At 73.6% G+C, this 22,629-nt stretch carries 22 protein-coding genes; 11 read left to right on the forward strand and 11 right to left on the reverse strand.

The window, feature by feature from the left end:
• The 4 genes from JNW98_RS12930 to JNW98_RS12945 form a co-directional block, all read right to left on the reverse strand.
• On the reverse strand, positions 1–312 hold a 312-nt coding region (locus JNW98_RS12930), incomplete at its 3' end, for a 2-oxoglutarate dehydrogenase E1 subunit family protein (protein WP_223768320.1).
• Between the two features lie 261 nt (positions 313–573).
• Positions 574–1,665, reverse strand: coding sequence for a sensor histidine kinase (locus tag JNW98_RS12935; protein ID WP_223768321.1), 1,092 nt, complete (start codon positions 1,663–1,665; stop codon positions 574–576).
• An 85-nt stretch (positions 1,666–1,750) separates the two neighbouring features.
• Positions 1,751–2,488, reverse strand: coding sequence for a response regulator transcription factor (locus JNW98_RS12940; protein ID WP_223768322.1), 738 nt, complete (start codon positions 2,486–2,488; stop codon positions 1,751–1,753).
• Between the two features lie 90 nt (positions 2,489–2,578).
• Positions 2,579–3,310 carry a spermidine synthase family protein gene (locus JNW98_RS12945; protein ID WP_372459229.1) on the reverse strand — a complete coding sequence of 244 codons (732 nt, stop codon included), beginning with the start codon at positions 3,308–3,310 and terminating at the stop codon, positions 2,579–2,581.
• 209 nt (positions 3,311–3,519) lie between these two features.
• On the opposite strand from JNW98_RS12945, the gene JNW98_RS36595 reads away from it, so the two are divergent.
• Positions 3,520–4,722: a rhomboid-like protein gene (locus tag JNW98_RS36595; protein ID WP_372459230.1), complete on the forward strand. Its 1,203-nt coding sequence runs from the start codon at positions 3,520–3,522 to the stop codon at positions 4,720–4,722.
• A 275-nt stretch (positions 4,723–4,997) separates the two neighbouring features.
• Here JNW98_RS36595 and JNW98_RS12955 read toward each other — a convergent pair whose 3' ends face one another.
• Positions 4,998–5,873 carry an NAD(P)-dependent oxidoreductase gene (locus JNW98_RS12955; protein ID WP_223768325.1) on the reverse strand — a complete coding sequence of 292 codons (876 nt, stop codon included), beginning with the start codon at positions 5,871–5,873 and terminating at the stop codon, positions 4,998–5,000.
• A 191-nt stretch (positions 5,874–6,064) separates the two neighbouring features.
• On the opposite strand from JNW98_RS12955, the gene JNW98_RS12960 reads away from it, so the two are divergent.
• From JNW98_RS12960 to JNW98_RS12970, 3 genes are all read left to right on the forward strand, one after another.
• Positions 6,065–7,108, forward strand: coding sequence for a helix-turn-helix domain-containing protein (locus tag JNW98_RS12960; RefSeq protein WP_223768326.1), 1,044 nt, complete (start codon positions 6,065–6,067; stop codon positions 7,106–7,108).
• A 128-nt stretch (positions 7,109–7,236) separates the two neighbouring features.
• Positions 7,237–9,645, forward strand: a complete 2,409-nt coding sequence (gene lon / locus JNW98_RS12965) for an endopeptidase La (protein WP_223768327.1) — start codon at positions 7,237–7,239, stop codon at positions 9,643–9,645.
• 74 nt (positions 9,646–9,719) lie between these two features.
• Complete coding sequence (locus JNW98_RS12970) at positions 9,720–10,580, forward strand: MBL fold metallo-hydrolase (RefSeq protein WP_223768328.1); 861 nt, start codon at positions 9,720–9,722, stop codon at positions 10,578–10,580.
• A gap of 31 nt (positions 10,581–10,611) precedes the next feature.
• On the opposite strand, the gene JNW98_RS12975 is transcribed toward JNW98_RS12970, so the two are convergent.
• Positions 10,612–10,974 (reverse strand): hypothetical protein, encoded by a 363-nt coding sequence (locus JNW98_RS12975; protein WP_223768329.1) that lies wholly within the window; start codon positions 10,972–10,974, stop codon positions 10,612–10,614.
• A gap of 152 nt (positions 10,975–11,126) precedes the next feature.
• Here JNW98_RS12975 and JNW98_RS12980 point away from each other — a divergent pair, with 152 nt between their 5' ends.
• Positions 11,127–11,678 (forward strand): Uma2 family endonuclease, encoded by a 552-nt coding sequence (locus JNW98_RS12980; RefSeq protein ID WP_223768330.1) that lies wholly within the window; start codon positions 11,127–11,129, stop codon positions 11,676–11,678.
• A gap of 14 nt (positions 11,679–11,692) precedes the next feature.
• Here JNW98_RS12980 and JNW98_RS12985 read toward each other — a convergent pair whose 3' ends face one another.
• On the reverse strand, positions 11,693–12,520 hold the full coding sequence (locus JNW98_RS12985; protein WP_223768331.1) for a class I SAM-dependent methyltransferase: 828 nt from the start codon (positions 12,518–12,520) through the stop codon (positions 11,693–11,695).
• 134 nt (positions 12,521–12,654) lie between these two features.
• On the opposite strand from JNW98_RS12985, the gene JNW98_RS12990 reads away from it, so the two are divergent.
• Entirely contained in the window at positions 12,655–13,659 is a 1,005-nt protein-coding gene (locus tag JNW98_RS12990) for an aldo/keto reductase (RefSeq protein ID WP_223768332.1), read from the forward strand.
• Between the two features lie 8 nt (positions 13,660–13,667).
• Here the strand turns inward: JNW98_RS12990 and JNW98_RS12995 are convergent, their stop codons facing one another.
• Positions 13,668–14,315: a CatB-related O-acetyltransferase gene (locus JNW98_RS12995; protein ID WP_223768333.1), complete on the reverse strand. Its 648-nt coding sequence runs from the start codon at positions 14,313–14,315 to the stop codon at positions 13,668–13,670.
• A gap of 158 nt (positions 14,316–14,473) precedes the next feature.
• Here JNW98_RS12995 and JNW98_RS13000 point away from each other — a divergent pair, with 158 nt between their 5' ends.
• Complete coding sequence (locus JNW98_RS13000; RefSeq protein ID WP_223768334.1) at positions 14,474–14,734, forward strand: GntR family transcriptional regulator; 261 nt, start codon at positions 14,474–14,476, stop codon at positions 14,732–14,734.
• A gap of 221 nt (positions 14,735–14,955) precedes the next feature.
• Positions 14,956–15,414 carry a lamin tail domain-containing protein gene (locus JNW98_RS13005; protein ID WP_223768335.1) on the forward strand — a complete coding sequence of 153 codons (459 nt, stop codon included), beginning with the start codon at positions 14,956–14,958 and terminating at the stop codon, positions 15,412–15,414.
• 57 nt (positions 15,415–15,471) lie between these two features.
• On the opposite strand, the gene JNW98_RS13010 is transcribed toward JNW98_RS13005, so the two are convergent.
• Together JNW98_RS13010 and JNW98_RS13015 are read right to left on the reverse strand one after the other, a co-directional pair.
• Positions 15,472–16,119 carry a LysE family translocator gene (locus JNW98_RS13010; RefSeq protein ID WP_223768336.1) on the reverse strand — a complete coding sequence of 216 codons (648 nt, stop codon included), beginning with the start codon at positions 16,117–16,119 and terminating at the stop codon, positions 15,472–15,474.
• A 4-nt stretch (positions 16,120–16,123) separates the two neighbouring features.
• Complete coding sequence (locus tag JNW98_RS13015) at positions 16,124–16,612, reverse strand: MerR family transcriptional regulator (RefSeq protein ID WP_223768337.1); 489 nt, start codon at positions 16,610–16,612, stop codon at positions 16,124–16,126.
• 59 nt (positions 16,613–16,671) lie between these two features.
• Here JNW98_RS13015 and JNW98_RS13020 point away from each other — a divergent pair, with 59 nt between their 5' ends.
• Positions 16,672–17,625 (forward strand): NAD(P)-dependent oxidoreductase, encoded by a 954-nt coding sequence (locus tag JNW98_RS13020; RefSeq protein ID WP_263420721.1) that lies wholly within the window; start codon positions 16,672–16,674, stop codon positions 17,623–17,625.
• 251 nt (positions 17,626–17,876) lie between these two features.
• On the forward strand, positions 17,877–20,759 hold the full coding sequence (locus JNW98_RS13025) for a M4 family metallopeptidase (RefSeq protein ID WP_372459231.1): 2,883 nt from the start codon (positions 17,877–17,879) through the stop codon (positions 20,757–20,759).
• A gap of 108 nt (positions 20,760–20,867) precedes the next feature.
• Here the strand turns inward: JNW98_RS13025 and JNW98_RS13030 are convergent, their stop codons facing one another.
• Positions 20,868–21,725, reverse strand: a complete 858-nt coding sequence (locus JNW98_RS13030; RefSeq protein ID WP_223768338.1) for a lysozyme — start codon at positions 21,723–21,725, stop codon at positions 20,868–20,870.
• 230 nt (positions 21,726–21,955) lie between these two features.
• Here JNW98_RS13030 and JNW98_RS13035 point away from each other — a divergent pair, with 230 nt between their 5' ends.
• Positions 21,956–22,450, forward strand: coding sequence for a MarR family winged helix-turn-helix transcriptional regulator (locus JNW98_RS13035; RefSeq protein WP_372459232.1), 495 nt, complete (start codon positions 21,956–21,958; stop codon positions 22,448–22,450).
• Positions 22,451–22,629 lie beyond the last annotated feature (179 nt).

Raw genomic sequence — 22,629 nt, forward strand, 5'->3', positions numbered from 1 at the left:
GGCGGCCGGAGCGGCCGGGGCCTGCGCGGGCGCGGCGGGGGCCGCGGGCGGCTGCGGGGGAGCGGCCGGGGCGGCGGGAGCCGTACCCCCGGTCACGTCCTGCCGAGCGGCGGGCGAACTCGCGTCCTTGCCCGGCTTGTAGTCGGCGAAGAAGTCCCACCAGGCTCGGTCGACCGAGTTCGGGTCCTGGAGGTACTGCTGGTAGATCTCGTCGACGAGCCACTCATTTGGACCGAACACATCAGCAGGGCTCTTGCCCTGCCCGTCTTGGTCGGTCGAAGTGCTCGAGGTGTTCGGGGACTGTGGCGACACGGCGGCAACCGCCCTCTTCCGCTTCCTAAGGTGGTGGACAGCGGGAATAAAGGCTACGCCTGTCCGCTGCCCTGATGCAGGCCACCGGGGCCAGTCGTCGCGCAAGTCACACTTGGTCCCGCGTTTCAGGGCATGACTTGGCGGGAAACACCCGAGGTTTCGCACTCCCCGACTGTTTCCGACCCCTCCGTGGGTACGCGGAATGGTGCCCCACATCCGGATGAACGTGTGCTTCCGTCTTCGACCCTACGTCAACTCGGATCACGAGGCTCGTCCTGGAAGAGTGACCCGGATCCGGCAGCCCCGCGGGGATTCGGCCACGCCGATGCTGCCGCCGTGCAGGTCGACCGCCCAGCGGGCGATGGCGAGCCCCAGCCCCGTCCCCCCGTCGCTGCCCGGCCCGTGCTGCCCGGAGCCGCCCCGGTTGAACCGCTCGAAGACCCGGTGCCGCTCGGCCGGCGGGATGCCCGGGCCCTCGTCCAGCACCTCCAGGTCCAGCGACTGCGGCCCCTCGCCGCGCCGCGCCCGGACCGTCACGCGGCCGTGCGGGGGGCTGTGCCGGACGGCGTTCTCCACCAGGTTGGCGACGACCTGGTGCAGCCGCTCCGCGTCCGCGTGGGCGGTCAGGTCGGGCGGCGAGACGTCCAGGTGCAGGTGGACGTCCTTGCGGGCGGCCCGCGGCGCGGCGCCGGTGCCGCAGGCGATGCTGGTCTCCTTCAGCACCTGCGCGAGGTACGGCCAGACCTCGAAGCCGCGGGCGTGCAAGGGCACGACACCGTTGTCGAGCCGGGACAGGTCGAGTAACTGCTCCACCAGCCGCCCCAGCCGTTCGGTCTGCTGGAGGGCGGCCCGCATGGTCTCCGGGTCGGCGGCCGAGACGCCGTCCACCACGTTCTCCAGCACCGCGCGCAGCCCGGCGATCGGCGTGCGCAGCTCGTGCGAGACGTTGGCGACCAGCTCCTTGCGGTGGGTGTCCACCGCCTCCAGGTCGGCCGCCATCCGGTTGAAGGCGTGCGCCAGGTCGCCGAACTCGTCCCGCCGCCCGTCCCGCACCCGCCGGGTGTAGTCACCGTGCGCCATCGCCCGGGTGACCTCGGTCATCTCGTCCAGCGGCGCGGTCAGGCCGTGCGCCACGAACTGGGTGATCAGCAGCGAGGCGATGATCGAGAAGACGGTGATCACGCGCAGCCCGGTCGCCGACCGGAACGCGACGAACACCAGGAACGTCGTGATCACCACCGAGCCGACCACCAGCCACCCGAGCGCGGCCTTGACCGACCGGTAGGGGTCCAGCGGGCGCAGCGCCTCCCAGGCCCGGTTCAGCAGACCCGGCCGCGGACAGCCGGTCGTCATCGCGCGCCCGCGCCCCTCGTGCCCGTTCCCGCCGCTCCGGTACCCGCGCCTGCGCCCGTGCCGATGCCCGTGCCCATGCCCGTGCTCATGCCGCCGGAGTCTCCAGCGCGTACCCCACACCGTGCACCGTCCGGATCCGCTCCGCGCCGATCTTCCGGCGCAGCGCCTTGATGTGGCTGTCGACGGTCCGGGTGCCGGAGGCGTCCGCCCAGTCCCACACCTCGGCCAGCAGCTGCTCCCGCGAGAGCACGGCGCGCGGGGTGTTCGCCAGGCAGACCAGCAGGTCGAACTCGGTCGGCGTCAGGTGCACGTCCGCGCCGCGCACCCGCACCCGCCGCTGCGCGTGGTCGATCTCCAGCTCGCCCAGCCGCAGGATCCCGCTGCGCGGGGTGTGCGCGGCGAGCGTCGCCCGCTCCACCCGTCTCAGCAGGACGTGCACCCGGGCCGCCAGCTCGCGCATGGAGAACGGCTTGGTCATGTAGTCGTCCGCGCCGACGCCCAGCCCGACCAGCATGTCGGTCTCGTCGTCGCGCGCGGTGAGCATCAGCACCGGCACCGGGCGCCGGGCCTGTACCCGCCGGCACACCTCCAGGCCGTCGTAGCCCGGCAGCATCACGTCCAGCACCAGCAGGTCCGGCTGCCACGCCTCGGTGGTGTCCACGGCCGCGGGCCCGTCGCCCGCGGTCCGCACCTGGAAGCCCTCGGCCCGCAGCCGCGCCGCGATGGCGTCGGCGATGGTCCGGTCGTCCTCGACGATCAGTACCCGCCGCTGCGCCCCGGCGGAGGCTCCGGCGCCGCTCGGGCCCGTGTGTGTCTGCTCCATGTGCCCCGCCCCTAGCCGTCGTCCCCAGCGTCTTCCGGTGCCGGTCCTCCCACTGTGGCAAGCAGGGTACGGGCAGGTGGCGGGGGACGGCTACGCGGCGAGGACGGCGAGGTGGACGACGTCGGGGACGCCTCGGGCAACGATGATCTCTTCGGTGGTTACCCCGGCGAACCCGGCATTCCGGAGGGCTTCCTCGAACGCGGCGGACGGTTGTGCGGACCACACGGCGAGCACTCCGCCGGGACGGAGCCGGGCGCGGCAGGCGGCGAGGCCGGTGGGGGAGTAGAGGCTCTTGTTGTCGTCGGTGACGGTCCAGTCGGGGCCGTTGTCGATGTCGAGGCAGATCGCGTCGTAGGCGGACGTCCGGTCGGCGGCGGGAGCGTCCAGGTACGCGAGGAGGTCCGCCTCCTCGATCCGCACCCGCGGGTCGGCCAGGGCCGCGCCCGAGACGGCGGACAGCGGGCCCGTGCGGTGCCAGTCGATCACCGCCCGCTCCCGCTCCACGACGGTGATCCGCCCCCAGCGCGGCTCCGCCGCCGCGTGGGCCAGCGAGAAGCCCACGCCCAGCCCGCCGATCAGCACCGCGGGCTCCGGCCGCCCGGGCGGCAGCGCCTTCAGCGCCGCGTCCACCAGCAGCCGCTCGGAGCGGCCGTCCGAGGTGTCCATCAGGAAGCAGCCGTTCGCGATGATCTCGTAGACCGGCGGGGTCCCCTCCTCCGCTTCCGCCGGGCCGCGCCGGCGCAGGACGACCTCTCCGTACGGGCCGTCGCGGCGGTCGAGGGTGGTGGTCACGGGATCGTTCGGGACATACGGGACGGGCACGGGAAACCTCCGGAGACCGTTGATGTTCGACGGACGCACCCGAAGGCTATGAGAAGGCCGGGACGTCGGCGGGCGTGCGCTTGTTCACGGCCCGAAGGCGGGTCGGCGGGCCGCCCGGGCCCGTACTGTTCGTACTGCGGCCCGCCGCCGGGCGGGCCGTCCATGGAACAGGAACGGACCGGAACGGAAACGGAAGGGAGCCCGGCCGAGTGACCGCCGCTGATCCCGCCGACGCCGCCGAGCCGGGCGCGCCCGCGCCGGACGACGGCACCGCCACCGGACGGCGGCCGGAACGCCCGCGGAGACCCCGTTCCCGGTCCGGCGGCTTGCGGCAGATGGTCCCCACCCCCCGGGCCACGCCCTTCACCTTCTGCTACGGCCTCGTCCTGCTCGCGACCGCCGTCTACGCCGAGCTCGGCGACGAGTCCACCGTCAACCAGCTGCTCCGCGACTCCAGTACGGACGCGGCCCACCTGGCCGACCGGCCGCTGGTCGTCCTGTTCGCCAGCGCCCTCTGGATCGCCGGCGGGCTCTGGTCCTTCTTCGGCTGGGCGTTCGCCCCGGTGCTCGGCGCTCTGGAACGGCGCGTGGGCGGGCTGCGTACGGCCGGCGTCTTCCTGCTCGGCCATGTGCTGGCCACCCTGGCCACGGAGCTGCCGGTGGCCGGCGCGGTCGCCGCGGGCCGGCTGCCGGCCGACTCCCTGCACCGGCTCGACTACGGCATCAGCTTCGGCCTGATGGCCTGCCTCGGCGCGCTCGCGAGCCTCCAGCGCCCGCCCTGGAAGTGGGGCCTGCTGGGCGCCGCGTCCCTGATGTGTGCCCAGGACCTGGTCGAGTTCGCCGATCCGCTGGCCAGCTGGGGGCATCCCATCGCCCTGCTGGCGGGGGTCGCGTCCGAGGTGCTACTGCGGGGGGACGTACGGGAGGGGGCGCCGGTGCCGGTGCCGCGGGCTCCCCTCCGGCCCGCGGCGGCCGAGACCGCCGGCGCCGGGACCGACGGGGCTCTGGCCGGTGGCCGTTCGTCGAGCGGCCACGGCACCACCGCCCCGCGAGGCCCGGAAGCCTCAGCGGACGGTTCCGTCCCAGCTCCACTCGCCGACGTGCCCCTCCCCGGGCCGCGCGAGGCGTCCGGTGGCACGGAGCAGGGCCCGGCCGGGCTCGTCCTCCGGCGGGACGGCGGGGAACAGCCGGCCGAGGGCGGGAGCGGCGAGCTCGGCCGGCGGGGTCCAGTCGACGCCCAGGCCGGCGGCGATGTCGTGGGTGTGGACGAGGGTCTCCACCACGCCCATGGCCGCGAAGCCGGGCCCGTCGGAGTGGCCCCAGGGGTGCCAGGCCCGGTCCTCGGGCGTGGCGGCGCGGACGGCGGCGGCGAGGAACGACGCCGCGACGCGGACGCCCTCCAGTCGGGCTGAGACCGGGGCCTGCGGGTCGAGCGAGGCGAACAGGGTGATGTAGCGGTCCCGCGGCTTGGCGGTGAGGAGCCCCGCGTATCCGGTGAGGCCCAGGGCCAGGTGGTCCAGGGTCGCGTGGCAGGACCACTCCAGCCGGCCGGCCGGCCGCGACCAGTCCGCGTCGGGGGCCAGGCCGTCCAGGAAGGCGGTGGCCCGCTCGGCGGTCTCGGTGACCAGGGAGGCCGGGTCGGCGGTCTCGGTGACCAGGGAGGCCCGGTCCAGCGCGATCGCGGTGCTCACGCGCGTCCCTCCGCCCGGACGAACTCCACCAGCCGGCCCCAGCTGTCGCCGCCGTGCCCGGCGTCGACGCCCCGCTGGACCAGGCCCCGGAACAGCTCCGGCAGGCCGGACGCGACCCCCCGCGCCTCGCTGGCGTGGGCGAGGTGCGCGATGGCGGCGAGGTGGACGTCCAGGGTGGCGTCGTCGCCCGGGTAGCTGCGGGCGTCGGCCTGCGGGGCGTAGGTGCTCATGAAGAACTCGACGGCACGCATCCAGCGGCCGGCGACCGCGGTGAAGGCCGCGGCCTTGCCCTCGCCGTCCGTCCCGACGAGCGCCACGCCGTGCGCCCAGCCGGTGAGTGAGGACCACATCAGGCCGAGCAGCGCGGTGTCGTAGAGCGAGGCCAGGGTGACGTCGGTGCCAAGGTCCACCGGGTCGCCGAGGGCGGCGAGCGTCGCGCGGTGCTCGGCGAGGGCCTCGGGGGAGCCGCTGTAGAGGAACATGAAGTCGGGGTTGCCCACGCCGGGCGGGGTGGTCATGATCGCGCCGTCGAGGTAGCGGAAGCCGTGCTTCTCGGCCCAGTCGGCCGCCTCGGCGGCCTGCTCCGGCGTGCCGGAGGTGAGGTTGACGACGGTCCGGCCGGCCAGGTCGCCGGTCAGCGGGTCGAGGACCTCGTGGACGGTGTCGTAGGTGGCCAGGCAGACGACCACCAGGGGGCTCGCCGCCACGGCCGCGGCGGCGTCCGGGGCCTCGGCGGCGCCCTTCTCCACCAGGGCGGCGGCCTTGCCCGCCGTGCGGTTCCAGACGGTCGTGCGGTGGCCGGCCGCCAGGAACGCACCGGCCAGTGCGGTGCCCATCGAACCCAGGCCGAGGACGGTCACCTTCGTGCTCATGGAAAAGTCACCCGTTTCATGCGGAAGTGCTGCGGTGTGAGAACTGATGCGACATCAGCGGAAGTTGTCGCGGTTCGCGCGGAAGTGCTCTCGCGTGACCCCTACGTTTCCACCGCCCGCGCGGCCCCGACAGTGGCAGGGCTGCCCGCCTCCGCAAAATTCCTGCCACTCCTGCCACTAGGCTGGCCGGCATGAGCGCTGGTTCCGTGGCCGTGGCAGTGATCGACGACGACATCCCCTACTGGGACCTGTACGAACTGGGGGTCGTCTGCACGGTCTTCGGCATCCCGCACCCCGACCTCGCCGACCCCTGGTACGACCTCCGGCTGTGTGCCGCCGGCCCCTCCCCGGACCAGCCCCCGCCCGGCCCACTCGGCTTCACCCTGCGCACCCCCTACGGGCTGGAGGGGCTGGAGGGCGCGGACACCGTGATCATCCCGTCGGTCCCCGAGGCGTGCGTCGACGGCGAGCGCGAACTGCCGGACGAGCTCCTCCGCGCGCTCCGACGCGCCGCCGACCGGGGCGCGCGCATGGTCTCCCTGTGCGCCGGAGCCTTCGCCCTGGCCGCCGCCGGGATCCTCGACGGCCGCCGGGCGACGGCCCATTGGATGCACACCGAGGCGCTGGCCCGCCGCCACCCCGAGGTGGAGGTGGACGACTCGGTGCTCTACGTGGACGACGGCTCCGTCCTCACCAGCGCCGGCGTCACGGCGGGGCTCGACCTCTGCCTTCACCTCGTCCGCCGCGACCTGGGCGCCCATGTCGCCAACCAGCTCGCCCGGCGGCTCGTCGTCCCGGCCCACCGCCCCGGCGGGCAGGCCCAGTTCGTGGAGGTCTCCGTCCCGGAGACCGGCGACGACGGCCTGGCGCCCGTCCTCCAGTGGGCGACCGAACGCCTCGACCAGCCCCTCACCGTCGACGACCTGGCCGCCCGCGCCGGCATGAGCCCCCGCACCTTCTTCCGCCGCCTCCAGGCCGCCACCGGCACCACCCCCCTCCAGTGGCTCCTCGCCCAGCGCCTGGCCCGCGCCCAGTCCCTCCTCGAAGCCACCGCCCTCCCCGTGGAGCGCGTCGGCGAACTGAGCGGCCTGGGCACGGCCGCCAACCTGCGCCGCCACTTCACGCTGCACTTCGGCATCACCCCGACGGACTACCGCCGGGCCTTCCCGGGGCACGGCGGGCGGTCCGTTCACGCGGGGCGGACGGCCCGGGCGGGGCGTCGGGTAGGGCACTGAGGGGGTGGGGCCGGGGTGCCCCACCCCGCATCCCCCTGATCGCTCACGGCGAACAAGCGCCCGGGAACATCCCCGCACTCACATGCATTGAGTCTGCATAGCTCAACTTGCCTGCCGAAGGGGAGATCATGGCTTCGCTGTCCGCACCGCTCACCCTGCCCGTGCTGCCGCTCGACGACGAGGTGGTCCTGCCGGGGATGGTCGTCCCCCTGGACCTCACGGACTCCGAGGTCCGCGCCGCCGTCGAGGCCGCGCAGGCCGCCGCCCAAGGTGGGGCCAAGCCGCGCGTGCTGCTCGTCCCACGGGTGGACGGCACCTACGCCGGCACCGGCACCCTCGGCACGGTGGAGCAGGTGGGCCGGCTCTCCGACGGTGATCCGGGCGCCCTCATCCGCGGCGTCCGCCGCGTCCGCATCGGGGCCGGGACGACCGGGCCCGGCGCCGCGCTCTGGGTGGAGGGCACGGCCGTCGAGGAGGTCACGCCCGACCCGCTGCCGGGCGCCGTGACCGAGTTGATGAAGGAGTACAAGGCCCTCGCCACCAGCTGGCTCCGCAAGCGCGGCGCCTGGCAGGTCGTCGACCGCGTCCAGCAGATCGACGACGTCTCGCAGCTCGCCGACAACTCCGGCTACTCGCCCTTCCTCACCGTCGCCCAGCGCGTCGAGCTGCTGGAGACCGCCGACCCGGTCGCGCGGCTGAAGCTCGCCGTGAAGCAGCTCGGCGACCACCTCGCCGAGCAGGACGTCGCCGAGTCCATCGCCAAGGACGTCCAGGAGGGCGTCGACAAGCAGCAGCGCGAGTTCCTGCTCCGCCGCCAGCTGGAGGCCGTCCGCAAGGAACTGGCCGAGCTCAACGGCGAGGCGGACGGCGAGTCCGACGACTACCGCGCCCGGGTGGAGGCCGCCGACCTGCCCGAGAAGGTCCGCGAGGCGGCCCTGAAGGAAGTCGACAAGCTGGAGCGGTCCTCCGACCAGAGCCCCGAGAGCGGCTGGATCCGCACCTGGCTCGACACCGTCCTGGAGCTGCCCTGGACGAAGCGGACGGAGGACGCGTACGACATCCCGGGCGCCCGCGCCGTGCTCGACGCGGACCACGCGGGCCTGGACGACGTCAAGGAGCGGATCACCGAGTACCTGGCGGTGCGCAAGCGGCGCGCCGACCGGGGGCTGGGCGTGGTCGGAGGACGGCGCGGGGGCGCGGTGCTCGCGCTCGTCGGGCCGCCCGGTGTCGGGAAGACGTCCCTCGGCGAGAGCGTCGCGAAGGCCATGGGGCGCGAGTTCGTCCGGGTGGCGCTCGGCGGTGTCCGTGACGAGGCGGAGATCCGCGGCCACCGGCGCACGTACGTCGGCGCGCTCCCCGGCCGCATCGTGCGCGCCATCAAGGAAGCCGGTTCCATGAACCCGGTCGTCCTCCTCGACGAGATCGACAAGGTCGGCTCCGACTTCCGCGGCGACCCCGCCGCGGCCCTCCTGGAGGTCCTCGACCCCGCGCAGAACCACACCTTCCGCGACCACTACCTGGAGGTCGAACTCGACCTCTCCGACGTGGTGTTCCTCGCCACCGCCAACGTCCTGGAGGCTATCCCGCAGCCCCTGCTCGACCGGATGGAGCTCGTCCGCCTCGACGGCTACACCGAGGACGAGAAGGTCGTCATCGCCCGCGACCACCTGCTGCCCCGGCAACTGGAGCGGGCCGGCCTGGAGCCCGGCGAGGTCACGGTGGACGACGCGGCGCTGCGCCGGCTCGCCGGCGAGTACACCCGCGAGGCGGGCGTCCGCACTCTGGAGCGGTACCTGGCGAGGCTGCTCCGCAAGGTCGCGGCGCGGCACGAACTCGGCGAGTCCGAGCTGCCCTTCGCCATCGGCGTGGATGAACTCCGTCCGCTCATCGGCCGGCCGCACCACACCCCCGAGTCCGCCCAGGACCCGGCCGAGCGGCGCACCTCCGTCCCGGGCGTGGCCACCGGCCTGGCCGTCACGGGCGCGGGCGGCGACGTCCTCTTTGTCGAGGCGTCCCTCGCCGACCCGGAGACGGGCGGCGCCGGCCTGACCCTCACCGGCCAGCTCGGCGACGTGATGAAGGAGTCCGCGCAGATCGCGCTCTCCTTCCTCCGCTCGCACGGCGCCGAACTGGAGCTTCCGGTCGGCGACTTCAAGGAGCGCGGCGTCCACCTGCACGTCCCGGCGGGCGCCGTCCCCAAGGACGGCCCGAGCGCCGGCATCACGATGACGACGGCCCTGGCGTCCCTGCTCTCCGGCCGCCGGGTCCGCCCGGACGTCGCGATGACCGGCGAGGTGTCGCTGACCGGGCGCGTCCTGCCGATCGGCGGCGTCAAGCAGAAGCTGCTGGCCGCGCACCGGGCGGGGGTCACCACCGTCGTCATCCCCAAGCGCAACGAGCCCGACCTGGACGACGTCCCGGCCGAGGTCCTGGAAAAGCTGGACGTGCACGCGGTCTCGGACGTGCGGCAGGTGCTGGAACTGGCCCTCGAACCGGCGACGGCCGCCGTCGAGGGCGGAGTGCCGGTGGCCGCGTAACCGGCTCGCGAACGAAAACTGACGGACCGTCGGATCGTGGGAATGCCGCGATCCGGCGGTCCGTTGTCGAATGTGTGACTGACTTTGACGCGCGCCTCACCCGCCCCGCCGGCATCCGCTCCCTCCGCCTCGGTGACACCAAGGTCACCTACGTGCCCGACGGCCTGGTCCAGCTGTCGCCGCGCGGCTGGCTGCCCGCCACGACGGACGAGGTGTGGGCCGCCCACCCCGAGTACCTCGACGCCGACGGCTACCTCGTGGGCGGTGTCGGCGGCCTGCTGGTGGAACACGGCGACCGCGCCCTGCTGATCGATGCCGGCTTCGGCCCCGTCGCGGTGCCGGCCGTGCCCGGCAGGCCCATCGGACGGATCGAGGGCGGCACGCTCTTCGACCACCTCACCGCCCTCGGGCGCCCGCCGGCCACCCTGGAGGCGGTCGCCATCACCCACCTCCACGGCGACCACGTCGGCTGGTCACCGCGGCTGGCCGCCGCCGGTGTGACCCACCTGGTCGCCGAGCCGGAGTGGAAGCAGCGCCACCTCGCCGCCGAGCACGGCGTGCCCGCGGAGGCGCTGACCGCCATGGCCTCCGACCTGCGCACGGTCACCGACGGCGAGGAGATCTTCCCGGGCGTCCGCGCCCACTTCACCCCCGGCCACACGGTCGGCCACGCCGCCTACGTCATCACCGGCGGCGGCCGCCGCCTGGTCGCCTTCGGCGACGCGATGCACTCCCCGCTCCAGGTCGCCCACCCCGACTGGTCCGCCGTCGTCGACCACGACCCCGCCCAGTCCGCGGTCTTCCGCCGCGACCTCGTCACCCAGCTCTCCGAGCCCGACACCCTCGGCTTCGGCATCCACTTCGCCGACGTCCCCTTCGGCCGCGCCCGCCGGACGGCGGACGGCGGGGTGGCGTGGGAGGCGGTGGACGAGTGAGGTGAGGAACGCGTCCCCTGCGCTCCCTGCCTCACCCACCGGCCACCGCGGACCGGGCCTCCTCGTAGACGGCCAGGCAGACGTCCATGGCATCCCGCCACCCCGGATCATCGCGATCGAGACCGTTGGCCGCGGCCGGCGCCGCACGGTAGCGGGCGGCCAGGAGCGGCCGGCGCTCGATCTCGACCTCGGTGGCCCACTTCTCCTGGAAGAACCGGATCGGCTGGAACGAGCCGTCCTGCGTGGCCGCGGTGAAGGCCGCGTCCCGGTCGGCCAGGAACTCGGCCATGCGGGACGGAGCCACCCGCGCGAGCGCCGCGCGGAGCGCGGGGAAGGTCGTGTCCGGCCGTGGGACGAGCGCGGGTGGCGGCCGTTCGTCGCGCCCTGCGGGCATGGGCCCTCCGTCTGTTGGGCGTGGAGGGGGAGGATAGCGCCCGCGCGGAGGTGGGGAACGGTCCTGGCGGACGAGTGACGCGCTCGTCATCGGCGGCGTTGTGCAGCGTGACCGTCCGCGCCGCGCGGCGGCGGAGGGAAGGACGGTGAGCGGTGACCGCCGAGCCGAGTCTGGACACGCTGTTCGCGTGGCTGGAGAGCCTGCCCGTACCCGAGGGCTGGAAGGTGGAGATCGTCCAAGGAGGCGTCTCCTTCTGGCCGCAGCGGGACAACCACTGGGACCTCACCGCCAATGTCATCGATCAACTCCGCAGGGGATTCCCCCGCCGACGGCTGCGGTCGGACGTCCGCATCGACTTTCCCGGCCACCTGAACGGCTTCGCGGCGGACGTCGTCCTCCTGAAGGAGGACGCGGAGAAGAACGCCAAGGGCCGCTGGAAGTACCAGGACGTCGCGTTCGTCGCCGAGGTGATCTCCAAGGACACCGCGCGGAACGACTACGGGCCCAAGAAGGACGCCTACGCGGCGGCCGGAGTTCCCGTGCTCCTCATCGTCGACCCGTACACGGGGCTCTGCCACGTCTACCGGGACCCGAAGGACGGGGCGTACCGCCTGGAGCCGGCCGTGAAGTTCGGCGAGTCGGTCGATCTGACAAACACGGTCGTCGGACTCGCCCTCGACACGGCGGAGTTCGCCTTCGAGTGAGCCGCCGGGCCCCCTCAGCCCGTCGTCCGTGCCAGGAACAGTCCGGTCGTCACCGTCAGGTCGACGTGCCCGCCGTGGGTGCCGACGATGCGGGCGACCTCGGTGAGCAGCCGGCGGCGGGTGTCGGGCGGCTGGACGCGGTAGAAGGACAGGGAGGTCAGGAGGGCGGTGAAGTCGGTGGTGGTGGGGGTGTGGGACGTGGTGTAGACGCGGTGGGCGGGGTCGGTGAAGCCGGGGTCCGTGCGGAGTCTCGTCGCCACCCAGGCGTACTCGCCGTGGTCCGGCTCGCTCGGCGGCTCGTCGAAGAGCGAGTGCGAGGGACGCTCGGGCAGGAACCGGTCGTGGACGGCAGTCAGTTCGTGCCGGAGGGGCTCGTCGGTGACGTACCAGTCGTTCCGGAAGATCGCGAGCGTGCCGCCGGGGCGGAGCGCGGAACGGGCGCGTGACCAGCCGGTCTCCGGGTCGATCCAGTGCCACGCCTGGGCCGAGAACAGCAGCCCGAAGCGGCGGCCGGCGGGGTCCCAGGTCTCGAACTCGCCCTCCTCCACGATGATCCCGGGGTCGCCGGCGCAGTGCCGGGCCAGAGCCGCGGCCATCCGCGGGTCAGGCTCGACCGCCGTCACCCGCACCCCGTGCGCGGCGAACGCCAGGGTCGCCTTCCCGGTGCCCGCGCCGACCTCCAGCGCTTCCAGCGCCTCCACGCGGCCGTCCGCGCCGCGCCGCGCGTAGTCCAGGACGTCCGTGAACAGCCGGTCGGGGTACGCGGGCCGGCCCGCGTCGTACTCCTCGACGGCCTCGCCGAAGACCTTCCGAAGGGTGCGGTCCACATCGCTGCGTGCCATGGCGGCACTTTACGGGGTCGGGGCTAAGGGGCGTGTCAGGGACGGTGGTTGTCTCCTGGGTACCGTGGTACCCGAGTGCGTGGTGCGGCGTCCGTCGCTGGGCCGCGCCCCGGCCGTGTGAGGAGCGTGTGCGTGTGAAGTACCGCAGACTGGGCGAAGCCGGCCCTGAGGTCTCGGCCGTGGGGCTCGGCTGCATGGGCATGTCGGTCGCCTACGGGACCCCCGACGACGCCGAGTCGCTCCGCACTCTCGACCACGCCCTCGATCTGGGCGTCACGCTGCTGGACACGGCGGACGCCTACGGGTGCGGCGCCAACGAGGAGCTGCTGGGCCGGTGGCTGCGGCGCCGCGGCGCGGAGGACCGGGAACGCCTCGTGCTCGCCACGAAGTTCGGGCTCCGGCACGATCCGGCGACCGGCCGCGTCGACGCCGTGGACACCTCGGCGGCGTACGTCCGCACCGCCTGCGACGCGTCGCTGCGCCGGCTGGGCACCGACCGGATCGACCTCTACTACGCCCACCGCCGCGACCCGGCGACGCCGGTGGAGGAGACCGTCGGCGCCCTGGCGGAGCTGGTGGCGGCGGGCAAGGTGCGCTGGATCGGGCTGAGCGAGGTCGGCCCGGAGACCCTGCGCCGGGCGCACGCCGTCCACCCCGTGAGCGCGGTGCAGATGGAGTACTCGCTGTTCACCCGCGACGCCGTGGAGGACGGGCTGCTGGACGTCTGCCGCGAGCTGGGCATCGCCGTAGTGGCCTACTCGCCGCTCGGCCGCGGCATGCTCACCGGCACCCTGGCGTCGCGCGACGACCTGGCCGAACACGACAACCGCAGGCGCTGGCCGCGCTTCTCGGACGAGAACTTCGGTCCCAACCTGGCGCTGGTCGAGGCGGTGCGGCGGGTCGCCGCGGAGATCGGCTGCACGCCCGGGCAGGCGGCGCTCGCCTGGCTGCTCGGCCGGGGCGACGACGTCGTGCCCATCCCCGGCACGAAGAAGCGGCGCTATCTCGCGGAGAACGCCGCCGCCGCGGACCTCGTCCTCACCGCCGCGCAGACCGCCCTCCTCGACCGGGCCGTGCCACCGGCGGCGGTCGCCGGGGGACGTTACCCGGAGCAGGCGCTGCGGCGGCTGGGGCACTGAGGGGCCCGCTACCCACGGCCCGGAGCCGCGGCCTCCAGTTCGTCGACCGTGCCCGACATGACGGTCCTGACGTGCCGGGTGAGGTGCTCCAGCGGCCAGTCCCACCAGGCGACATCGAGCAGCCGGGCGATGTCCTCGGGCGCGTACCGGTAGCGGATGACCCTGGCCGGGTTGCCGCCGACGACCGCGTAGTCCGGGACGTCGTCCACGACGACCGACCCGGAGGCGATGATCGCCCCGTGCCCGATGCGGACGCCGGGCATCACCAGCGAGCGGTAGCCGAACCACACGTCGTGCCCCACCACGGTGTCGCCCCGGCCGGGCAGCCCGGTGATCAGGTCGAAGTGCTCGGACCACGAGCCGCCCATGATGGGGAAGGGGAACGTCGAGGGGCCGTCCATCCGGTGGTTGGCCCCGTTCATCACGAACCGCGTGCCCTCGCCCAGGGCGCAGAACCTGCCGATCACCAGCCTCTCCGGGCCGTAGTGGTACAGCACGTTCCGGGTCTCGAAGGCCGTCGGGTCGTCCGGGTCGTCGTAGTACGAGAACTCCCCGACCTCGATCAACGGCGAGGTCACCAGCGGCTTCAGCAGCACCACCCGCGACTGGCCGGGCATCGGGTGGAGCACGGTGGGATCTGCGGGAACGTCGGGCATGGCGGGTCATCCCTCTCACATACGGCGGACCGGACCGCCTCATGGTCACAAACGTCGGCAGGGTGGGGGCGGCGCTACGCGTGCGCGAGGGGCGCGGCGGGGGCGGCCCGCGCCGCTCGGGCGTCCTCGGGGCGGGCCGGTGCCCTATGTTCACGGTCATGGCAGGTGAGCAGGGCGCGGCGCCCGTCGATCCGACCAGGCCGGTCTACGTCTACATGCAGGTCGCGGACCACATCGCCGCCCGTGTCGGCGCGGGTGAACTCCCGCCGGGGGCGCGGCTCCCCGGGGAACGCGACCTGGCGGAGGAGTACGGCGTCGCCGTCGGGTCCGTGCGGCGGGCCGTGCGGGAGCTGCGCGAGCGGGGGCTGTTGGTGACGTTGCCCGCCAAGGGGACGTTCGTGGTCCGCCCGGAGGGATGAGGCCGCACGGAGGGATGAGGCCGCACGGAGGGATGAGGCCGCTCGGGCGGGCGGTGTCCGCGGGGCGTCGCGGGACTGTGAGAACTGCGTCACAGCATCTCGGATCCCTTTCACGGAACCGGTGCCTCCGCGCGAGAGTGAGCGGGCCCGGCGGACGCCGGGCGTACGCCGTGGCCGCGGCGGCCGACAGCGGGCCGCCGGGCCGGAAAGCAGAGGTTCCCTTGTCGCGTTCGCGATCCACAGCCCGTCTGGTCACCGTCGCCGCCTGCGGCGCGGTGCTGGCGTCCGTCGTCGCGCCCGCCGCGGTGGCGGCGCAGCAGGGCGCGGCCGCTCGCCCGGCCGTCGTGTTCGGCAAGATCCAGTACGACAGCCCGGGGCGCGACGACCGCTCGAACCGCAGCCTGAACGCCGAGTGGGTCACCGTCACCAACACCGGCAAGAAGGCCGTGGACCTCAGCCGCTGGACGCTCACCGACAACGAGCGCCACACCTACCGCTTCGGCAAACTGCGCCTCGCCGCCCACGCCTCCGTCCGCGTGCACACCGGCTCCGGCCGCGACTCCGCCGCCGACGTGTACCAGAACCAGCGCACCTACGTCTGGAACAACGACCGCGACAAAGCCACCCTGCGGGACGCCGGCGGCCGCGTCGTCGCCACTGCCGCCTGGGGCCGTCGCTGACCGACGCGCGTGCGCGAGCACACCGCCGGCTCCGGGTTCCGGAGCCGGCGGGCGCGCTCAGCCCTCGACGGCCATCCGCACGCCGAGCGCCACCAGCACCCCGCCCGAGACCTGTTCCAGCCGCCTGCGCACCCGCTCCCGCGCGATCACCGCCCGCATCCGGCCGACGAACCACACGTACAGCCCGTAGTACCCCACCTCGAACACCGCCCAGATCGCCGCCAGCACCACCATCGCCGGCAGGTGCGGCACCCCGTCCGGGACGAACTGCGGCAGGAACGACATCGCGAACACCGCCGCCTTCGGGTTCGCCAGGTTGCACAGCAGGCCCGCCCGGTACGCGGACCAGCCGGAACGTTTCTCCGACGGCTGCGGCGCGCCCGTCTCCTCCGCGCCCTCCATCGCCGTACCGCGACCACGGCCCCGCCTCGCCTCCAGCAGCGCCCTGACCCCGAACGTCACCAGCACCCCGGCCCCGACGATCCGCATCACGTCGTACGCCACCTCGGACGCCGCCAGCAGCGCCGTCAGTCCGCACGCGGCGGCCACGCCCCAGACGAAGACCCCGGTCTCGTTCCCGAGCACCGTCAGGAACCCCGCCCGCCTGCTGCGCAACGACTGCCGGATGATCAGCATCGTGCCGGGTCCGGGGGAGGCGGCGATCAGCAGGCAGGCCCCGAGGAAGGGCAGGAGCGTGGTGAGCATGGGGTCATTGTGCGGGAGGGGTCAGGGCGGGTGCCAGGGAATAGCGGCCGGCACCGGCCGTCCGGTCGCCGTAGTCGGGCCGGTCGCCGCATCCGGGCGGCGGGCCGAATCCGGGCCGCGCGCCGTCCGCCCCCGGGGCCTCCAGCCCCGACCGGTCGATCATCTCCTGCAACAGCTCCAGCGCCGCGCCTAGTTCGGCCATCGTCCCCCGGATCCGGTCGCGTTCCGCCAGCACCTCCTCCGCCAGCGGTGAGCAGTCGGGCAGCACCAGCGCCTCGTCCCCGGCCGTGCACGGCAGCACCGCCGCGATGGTGGCCGTACCCAACCCCGCCGCCAGCAGGGTGCGGACGTCGCGGACGGTCCGGACGGCGTCCTCGCCGTACTCGCGGTAGCCGCTCGGCCGGCGCTCCGGACGCAGCAGGCCCTGCTCCTCGTAGTAGCGCAGGGCCCGCGGGCTGACGCCCGAACGCCGTGCCAGTTCTCCGATGCGCAATGCGGCTCCCCACTCGGCGAGTTGACTCTCACGTCGACGTCAGGGTTTAGCTTCGCGGCATGGCGATTCATTCCCCCGGTCAAGTCCCCGGTCGAGTCCCCGATCCCGTCCTCGACCACTCCGACACCACCTCCCACACCACCTCCCACACCACCCCCGTCACCGTCCTCGGCATGGGCCCCATGGGCCGCGCCCTCGCCGGCGCGCTGCTCGCCGCCGGCCACCCCGTGACCGTCTGGAACCGCACCCCCGGCCGCGCCGGCGAGCTCGTCGGACGCGGCGCCGTGGAAGCCGAGTCGGCCCGGTCGGCGATCGCCGCGTCCCCCCTCGTCATCGTGTGCGTGATCGACTACGCCGCGGTGGACGCGATCGTCCGCCCGGCCGCCGACGCGCTGCGCGGCCGGACGCTGGTCAACCTCACCGCCGACTCGCCCGACCGGGCCCGGGCCACCGCCGCCTGGGCCGCCGAGCACGGCGTCGGCTACCTGGACGGATCCATCCTGACGCCCGCGACGTCGATCGGCACCGACGCCGCCACCCTCATCTACAGCGGACCGGAGGAGGAGTTCGCCGCGCACCGGGCCGCCCTGGCCGCCCTCGGCGGCCGCTCCGACCACCTCGGCACCGACCCCGGCCGTGCCGCCGCGTTCGACGTCGCGGTGCTGGACTTCGCCTGGACGGCGGTGAGCGGCTACCTCCACGGCCTGGCCCTGGCCCGGGCCGAAGGCATCACGGCCGCGCAACTCCTGCCGTACTCCCAGGGCATCGTGTCGCTGCTGGGCCACATCGTGCCGCTGTACGCGGAGCGGGCCGACACGGACAACCACGCGGGCGACGTCTCGAACGTCACCTCCATCGCGGCCGGCATCGAACACGTCCTCCACGCCTCGGCCGCGCGCGGACTGGACACCGGCGTCCTGGACGCGGCCCTCGCCGTCGCCCGCCGGGCGATCGCCGAGGGGCACGGCCGGGACGACTTCTCGCGCGTCGTGGACACCGTGCGCAAGGGCTGAACCGGTCCCGGGAACCGCGCTTTTCCCCCGGAAGGATGGGTTCCGGTGACAGAAAGGCGGCGGACGGCTCGGCTCCGCCTTAGGAACGTCCCGTTCCGCCCCGCTCCGGCCCTTCCCCCGGACCGGCCGAAAAGTGCCCGCGGAATACCCCTCCCCATTGTCCGGCCGTCCGGCTGCCGCTTGCATGTCCCTGCCTTGCAGCAGTTCGACGTCAGCGGTTCGACCACCCGGCAAGTACGGAGGGGGAGACCTTGCGCAGTCCCGGAGCACGTTCAGGCAGAGCGAGAAGATCGAGGAAAAGCAGAGCACAGAGCGGCATATCGGGTGCGGCGGCGCTGATCGGCGCCGCCGCACTCGTCGTCTCGGCGGTCCCCGCCCACGCCGACCCGGGGAAGCCCGCGGACGGCCCCGGCCAGGTGATCCCGGCGGGCAAGACCGCGACGCCGGCCCTGGTCCGGGGCATCCGGGAGCCGGTCAAGGCCACCGGCAGCCCGGCCGACGCGGCCCGCGGCCACCTCGCGGAGAAGAAGGGCCGCTACCGCATCGCCGACCCCGGCCGTGACCTGCGGCCGGTGCAGACCCTGAGCTCGGGGACGGCCGAGACGGTACGGCTCCAGCAGCGGCACCGGGGCGTGGAGGTCCTGGGCGGCCAGTACGTCGTGCGGATGGAGCACAAGGACGGCAAACGCGTCGTCACCGGCACCTCCGGCAAGTACTTCACGGGGCTGAAGACCGCCACCACCCCCGAGGTCGACGCCGAACTCGCCGTCGAACGGGCCGTCGGCGCCACCGAGGACCGGCTCGCCGGGAAACGGGCGGCTGCCGGACCCCGCAAGGGCGCGGACGACCGGGAAGACGCGGACAAGGCGCCCGCCCTCACCGGCACCGCCCGCGGCCTGGTCGTCCTGCCCAAGGGCGAGGGCGTCCTCACCCAGCACGTCACCGTCCGCGGCGCCGACCCGGCCACCGGCCGGCCGGTGCTGGAGGAGGTGTACGTCGACGCGAAGTCCGGCTACCCGGTCCTCCAGTACAGCGCCATCAAGACGTTCGGCCCGCAGGGTACCCCCGCCGGAAAGCCCGCCGCCGCGAACGGGACCCGCACCGCCGCACGGCACGGCCTGGCGGCCGACGGGCCCCAGGACGGCACCGCCGGCACCGGCGTCCGGCTCGACGGCAAGTCCGTCGACCTCCAGGTGTTCAAGGACGCGGAGCGCAACGAGTACGTCATGCGCGACCTGTCCCGGATGCGCGACAGCACCAAGAACGAGCTCTCCACTTGGGACGCCCGCGGCAAGTCCGTCGACGAGACCTCCGGCACCTGGCCCGAGGGCGTCAAGGAGTTCGGCTCGGCCGGACCGGCGTTCGGCAAGGAGGCCACCGAGGCCGGCGCGGTCGACGCGCACTGGGCCGCGGGCAAGGTCTACGACTACTACCGGACCGTGCACGGCCGGAACAGCCTCAACGGCCGCGGCATGGCCATCAAGTCCCTGGTGGGCGTGAGCTACTGGGGCATGCCGTACGTCAACGCCTTCTGGGACGGCACCAAGATGGTGTACGGCAACGGCGACGCCGAATACCGGCCGCTCTCCGCCGGCCTGGACGTCGTCGGCCACGAGATGACCCACGGCGTCGTCGAGAACTCCGCGAACCTGGTCTACGCCGGCCAGTCGGGCGCCATGAACGAGGCCATCGCCGACTACTTCGGCAACGCCATCAAGAACGACACCCACGGCATCGCCATGGACGACCCCGACTCGGGTCTGCTGGGCGAGTCGCTGTGCCGCACCAAGTCGCCGCGCGCCTGCGCGTTCCGCGACCTGAACGACGGGAGGACCACCTCCAAGTCCTTCCTCGGCGTGGGCTTCGGCACCGACAACGGCGGTGTCCACCTCAACTCGACGATCTTCTCCGGCGCCCTGTGGGACATCCGGCAGGACCTGGACAAGACGCTCGCCGACAAGCTCGTCTACAAGGCGCTGACCGAGTACATCACCCCGCTGGACGGCTTCACCGAGGGTCGCAACGCGGTGCTCGCCGCGGCGAAGGACCTCAAGCTCACCGACGCCCAACTGCGGACGGTCGAGCGCTCGTTCAACGCCCACGGCATCGTCCCCGGCTGGGAGCTCGCCATGGGCGTGGACTCCGACCAGCTGCTGGGCAAGGTCAACACCAACGAGAGCCGCGCGGGCGCGGGCGGCGGCTGGTGGGCCGCGTCCAAGTCCAACGACGACGGCACCGAGGCGTACTCCGTCTGGGCCGGCCGCACGGACGGCACCGGCACGCCCAAGCTGATCAGCCCCAACGACGGCCGCTTCCACGTCGACCCGGTCACCGACGGCAAGACGGTGGTGTGGATGGCGTACAAGGGCCGGAGCGTCGATCTCCTGTCCCGGTCGCTGGCCGGCGGGCCGATCAAGGTGCTTCACCACAACCGGTACCGCTTCACCTCGCTGGCGGTCGAGGGCAAGACGGTGGTCTTCGAGGAGCACGGCCGGCGCGGCTACACCGCGGCGATGTACATGAGGCTGGGCCAGGACGACGAACCGGTCCGCATCCCGCCCTCCGAGGGCACCGGCCGCTTCAACCGGACCAGTCACCCCTCGCTGCGCGACGGCCGGATCGCCTTCGCCGACACGCACCGCGTCGACCAGGTGTACCGGAACGAGCTCGGGATCATCGACGTCGCGAGCGGCACCCGGACGGCGGTCAAACCGGCCGACGTCCAGCCCACGGTCAACGCCACGGCGATCACCGGCAAGCACGTCTTCTGGCTGAGCATGGCGGAGTACGGGACCGGTCTGACCGCGGTGCGCCGCGCGGATCTGGACGGCGGGAACATCGTCGACATCAGCCCCGCGGCGGGCAAGGACGCGCTGGCCGGCGTGCTGCTCACGGCCACCGACGAGGCGGTGACCGTCCTGGCGCAGACCCCGGACACCGAGTACCGCAACGAGACGCTGTCCAAGCTGTGGCAGTTCTCGCCGGACGGCGCCCGCAAGGGCCGGGTCTCCTGCAACCGCGGTGAGCAGCTGGGCGGCGCGGCGGACACCGGCACCCGCGTGGTGTGGAACGACGCGACGACCGGCTACACCGATCTGGTGACCCGGCACCGCCCGGCCGGCAGCTGCGGCTGAGGTTCTGACGGTTCGCGCGCTCACGACCGTGCCCCCGGCGCCGATGTGCCGGGGGCACGGCCTCGCCCGCGGGCGCCTATGCCCGCAGGGGCTTCGCCCGCGGCGGCCTCAGCCGTTGGCCAGTGCCTGGAGGCGGGTCAGCGAGCCGTTGAAGCGGTCGTGGTCGCCCACGACCGGCCCGGTGTCGGTGTACTGCCAGAAGGTGTGGAAGCTCCAGCCGGACGGGAGCGTCCCGGGGGAGTCGGCGTACCGCGGGATCCACAGCGGGTTGACGGTCCCGAAGCCCGCGTAGTCGCCGGTGCACCGCTGCCACCAGCCCGTGGAGGTGTAGATGACGGCGTCGCGGCCGGTGCGCTGCCGGTAGGCGCGGAAGAAGTCGCCGATCCAGTCGACGAGGGCGGCGCCGGCCATGCCGTAGCAGACGTCGCCGTAGGGGTTGTACTCCATGTCGAGCACGCCCGGCAGCGTCTTGCCGTCGGCGGACCAGCCGCCGCCGTGGTCGGCGAAGTAGTTCGCCTGGGCGGTGCCGTCGGAGTGGTCGGGCAGCGCGAAGTGGTACGCGCCGCGGAGCATGCCGGCGTTGTAGGAGCCGTTGTACTGCTGGGTGAAGTACGGGTTGGTGTAGCCGGTGCCCTCGGTGGCCTTGACGTAGGCGAAGCGGACGCCGGAACCCCGGAGGGTGCTCCAGGCCACGTTGCCGTTGTGGCTGCTGACGTCCACGCCCTCGACGGACGCGGTCAGCCGCGGCGGTTCGCCGCCGGCCCCGCCGCCTTCGTGGAGGCGGACGGTGGAGCCCATCCAGTCGCGGTCCGGATGGCCCGGGCGGGGCGGCGCGAAGCCGTCACCGCCGGCGCGGGCGGTGCCGGGGAGGGCGGCGAGCAGGGCGAGTACGGAGAGGAGGGCGGTCAGCAGGGTGCGGAGAGCCGCCCGGGTGTGGGGGGTGGTGGGGGAGGGGAGTGCGGACATGCTGCCTCCGGGACCTCGGTGGGGGGAGGAGGAACCGATCGGTACGCGCATGATTGGCGCGGCCATGACATGAGTGGGGTCACTCGACAAGCTACGCGGGTAGCTCCGCCGGGCGGTAGGCCCCCGGGTTGCCGTCGTTGGTCTAATCCTGCGAAATACTGGCGGAGCTGCGGCGACCTGCCGCGACCCGGGCAAAGTTTCACGTACTGGAAAGCCGGAGAGGGCCCCACGTGCACCAGACCACCACGCCGCCTCCCGAGGAGGGCGGCACGGACCAGCGCACCGCCAGTGGTGAGGACCACCCGTTCCTCGCCCTGGAACGCGAGCTCTCCGTGTTCCTGCGCCGCGCCCGCGCCTCCTCGGGGGAGATGGCGCGCGAGGTCCACCCGGAGCTCGAACCGGCCGCCTACGGCCTGCTCGTCCGGCTGGCCGACGCCGGCCGCCAGCGCGCCACCGACCTCGCCGCCTACTTCGGCGTCGGCAAGGCCACCATGAGCCGCCAGCTGCGCGCCCTCGGCGAACTCGGCCTGGTCACCCGCACCCCCGACCCGGCGGACGGCCGCGCGTCGCTGGTCGCCCTCACCGAGGAGGGGCACGCCCGCTTCAGCCGCGTCCGCGACGCCCGCCGGGGCCAGTACATGCGCAAACTCGCCGACTGGGACCGCGGCGAGATCGGCGAACTGGCCCGCCTGCTGCACCGGCTCAACACCACGCTGGGCGGCTGACGGGCTCCCTGGGGAGAGCGGATCGTTCATCTGTCTCCCGGTGACGCTGGCGGGGGCGTGACGGCGGACGGCCGTTCCGGACGGATACCCGCCCTGGGCCGTCCACCGCCGGAGAATCACCCGGACCGCCGCGTCCGAACGAGGCTCCGGCCGAACGGGCGTCCGAACCGAACGGGCGC

The sequence above is a fragment of the Streptomyces huiliensis genome (assembly GCF_020037025.1).
In the GTDB taxonomy this organism is placed as follows: Bacteria; Actinomycetota; Actinomycetes; order Streptomycetales; family Streptomycetaceae; genus Streptomyces; species Streptomyces huiliensis.

Bases quoted from the DNA above. Each gene is read 5' to 3' on its own strand.
- JNW98_RS12935 (WP_223768321.1), bottom strand. From the start codon at position 1,665: ATGACGACCGGCTGTCCGCGGCCGGGTCTGCTGAACCGGGCCTGGGAG.
- JNW98_RS12940 (WP_223768322.1), bottom strand. From the start codon at position 2,488: ATGGAGCAGACACACACGGGCCCGAGCGGCGCCGGAGCCTCCGCCGGG.
- JNW98_RS12955 (WP_223768325.1), bottom strand. From the start codon at position 5,873: ATGAGCACGAAGGTGACCGTCCTCGGCCTGGGTTCGATGGGCACCGCA.
- JNW98_RS12960 (WP_223768326.1), top strand. From the start codon at position 6,065: ATGAGCGCTGGTTCCGTGGCCGTGGCAGTGATCGACGACGACATCCCC.
- lon (WP_223768327.1), top strand. From the start codon at position 7,237: ATGGCTTCGCTGTCCGCACCGCTCACCCTGCCCGTGCTGCCGCTCGAC.
- JNW98_RS12975 (WP_223768329.1), bottom strand. From the start codon at position 10,974: ATGCCCGCAGGGCGCGACGAACGGCCGCCACCCGCGCTCGTCCCACGG.
- JNW98_RS12985 (WP_223768331.1), bottom strand. From the start codon at position 12,520: ATGGCACGCAGCGATGTGGACCGCACCCTTCGGAAGGTCTTCGGCGAG.
- JNW98_RS12995 (WP_223768333.1), bottom strand. From the start codon at position 14,315: ATGCCCGACGTTCCCGCAGATCCCACCGTGCTCCACCCGATGCCCGGC.
- JNW98_RS13000 (WP_223768334.1), top strand. From the start codon at position 14,474: ATGGCAGGTGAGCAGGGCGCGGCGCCCGTCGATCCGACCAGGCCGGTC.
- JNW98_RS13010 (WP_223768336.1), bottom strand. From the start codon at position 16,119: ATGCTCACCACGCTCCTGCCCTTCCTCGGGGCCTGCCTGCTGATCGCC.
- JNW98_RS13020 (WP_263420721.1), top strand. From the start codon at position 16,672: ATGGCGATTCATTCCCCCGGTCAAGTCCCCGGTCGAGTCCCCGATCCC.
- JNW98_RS13030 (WP_223768338.1), bottom strand. From the start codon at position 21,725: ATGTCCGCACTCCCCTCCCCCACCACCCCCCACACCCGGGCGGCTCTC.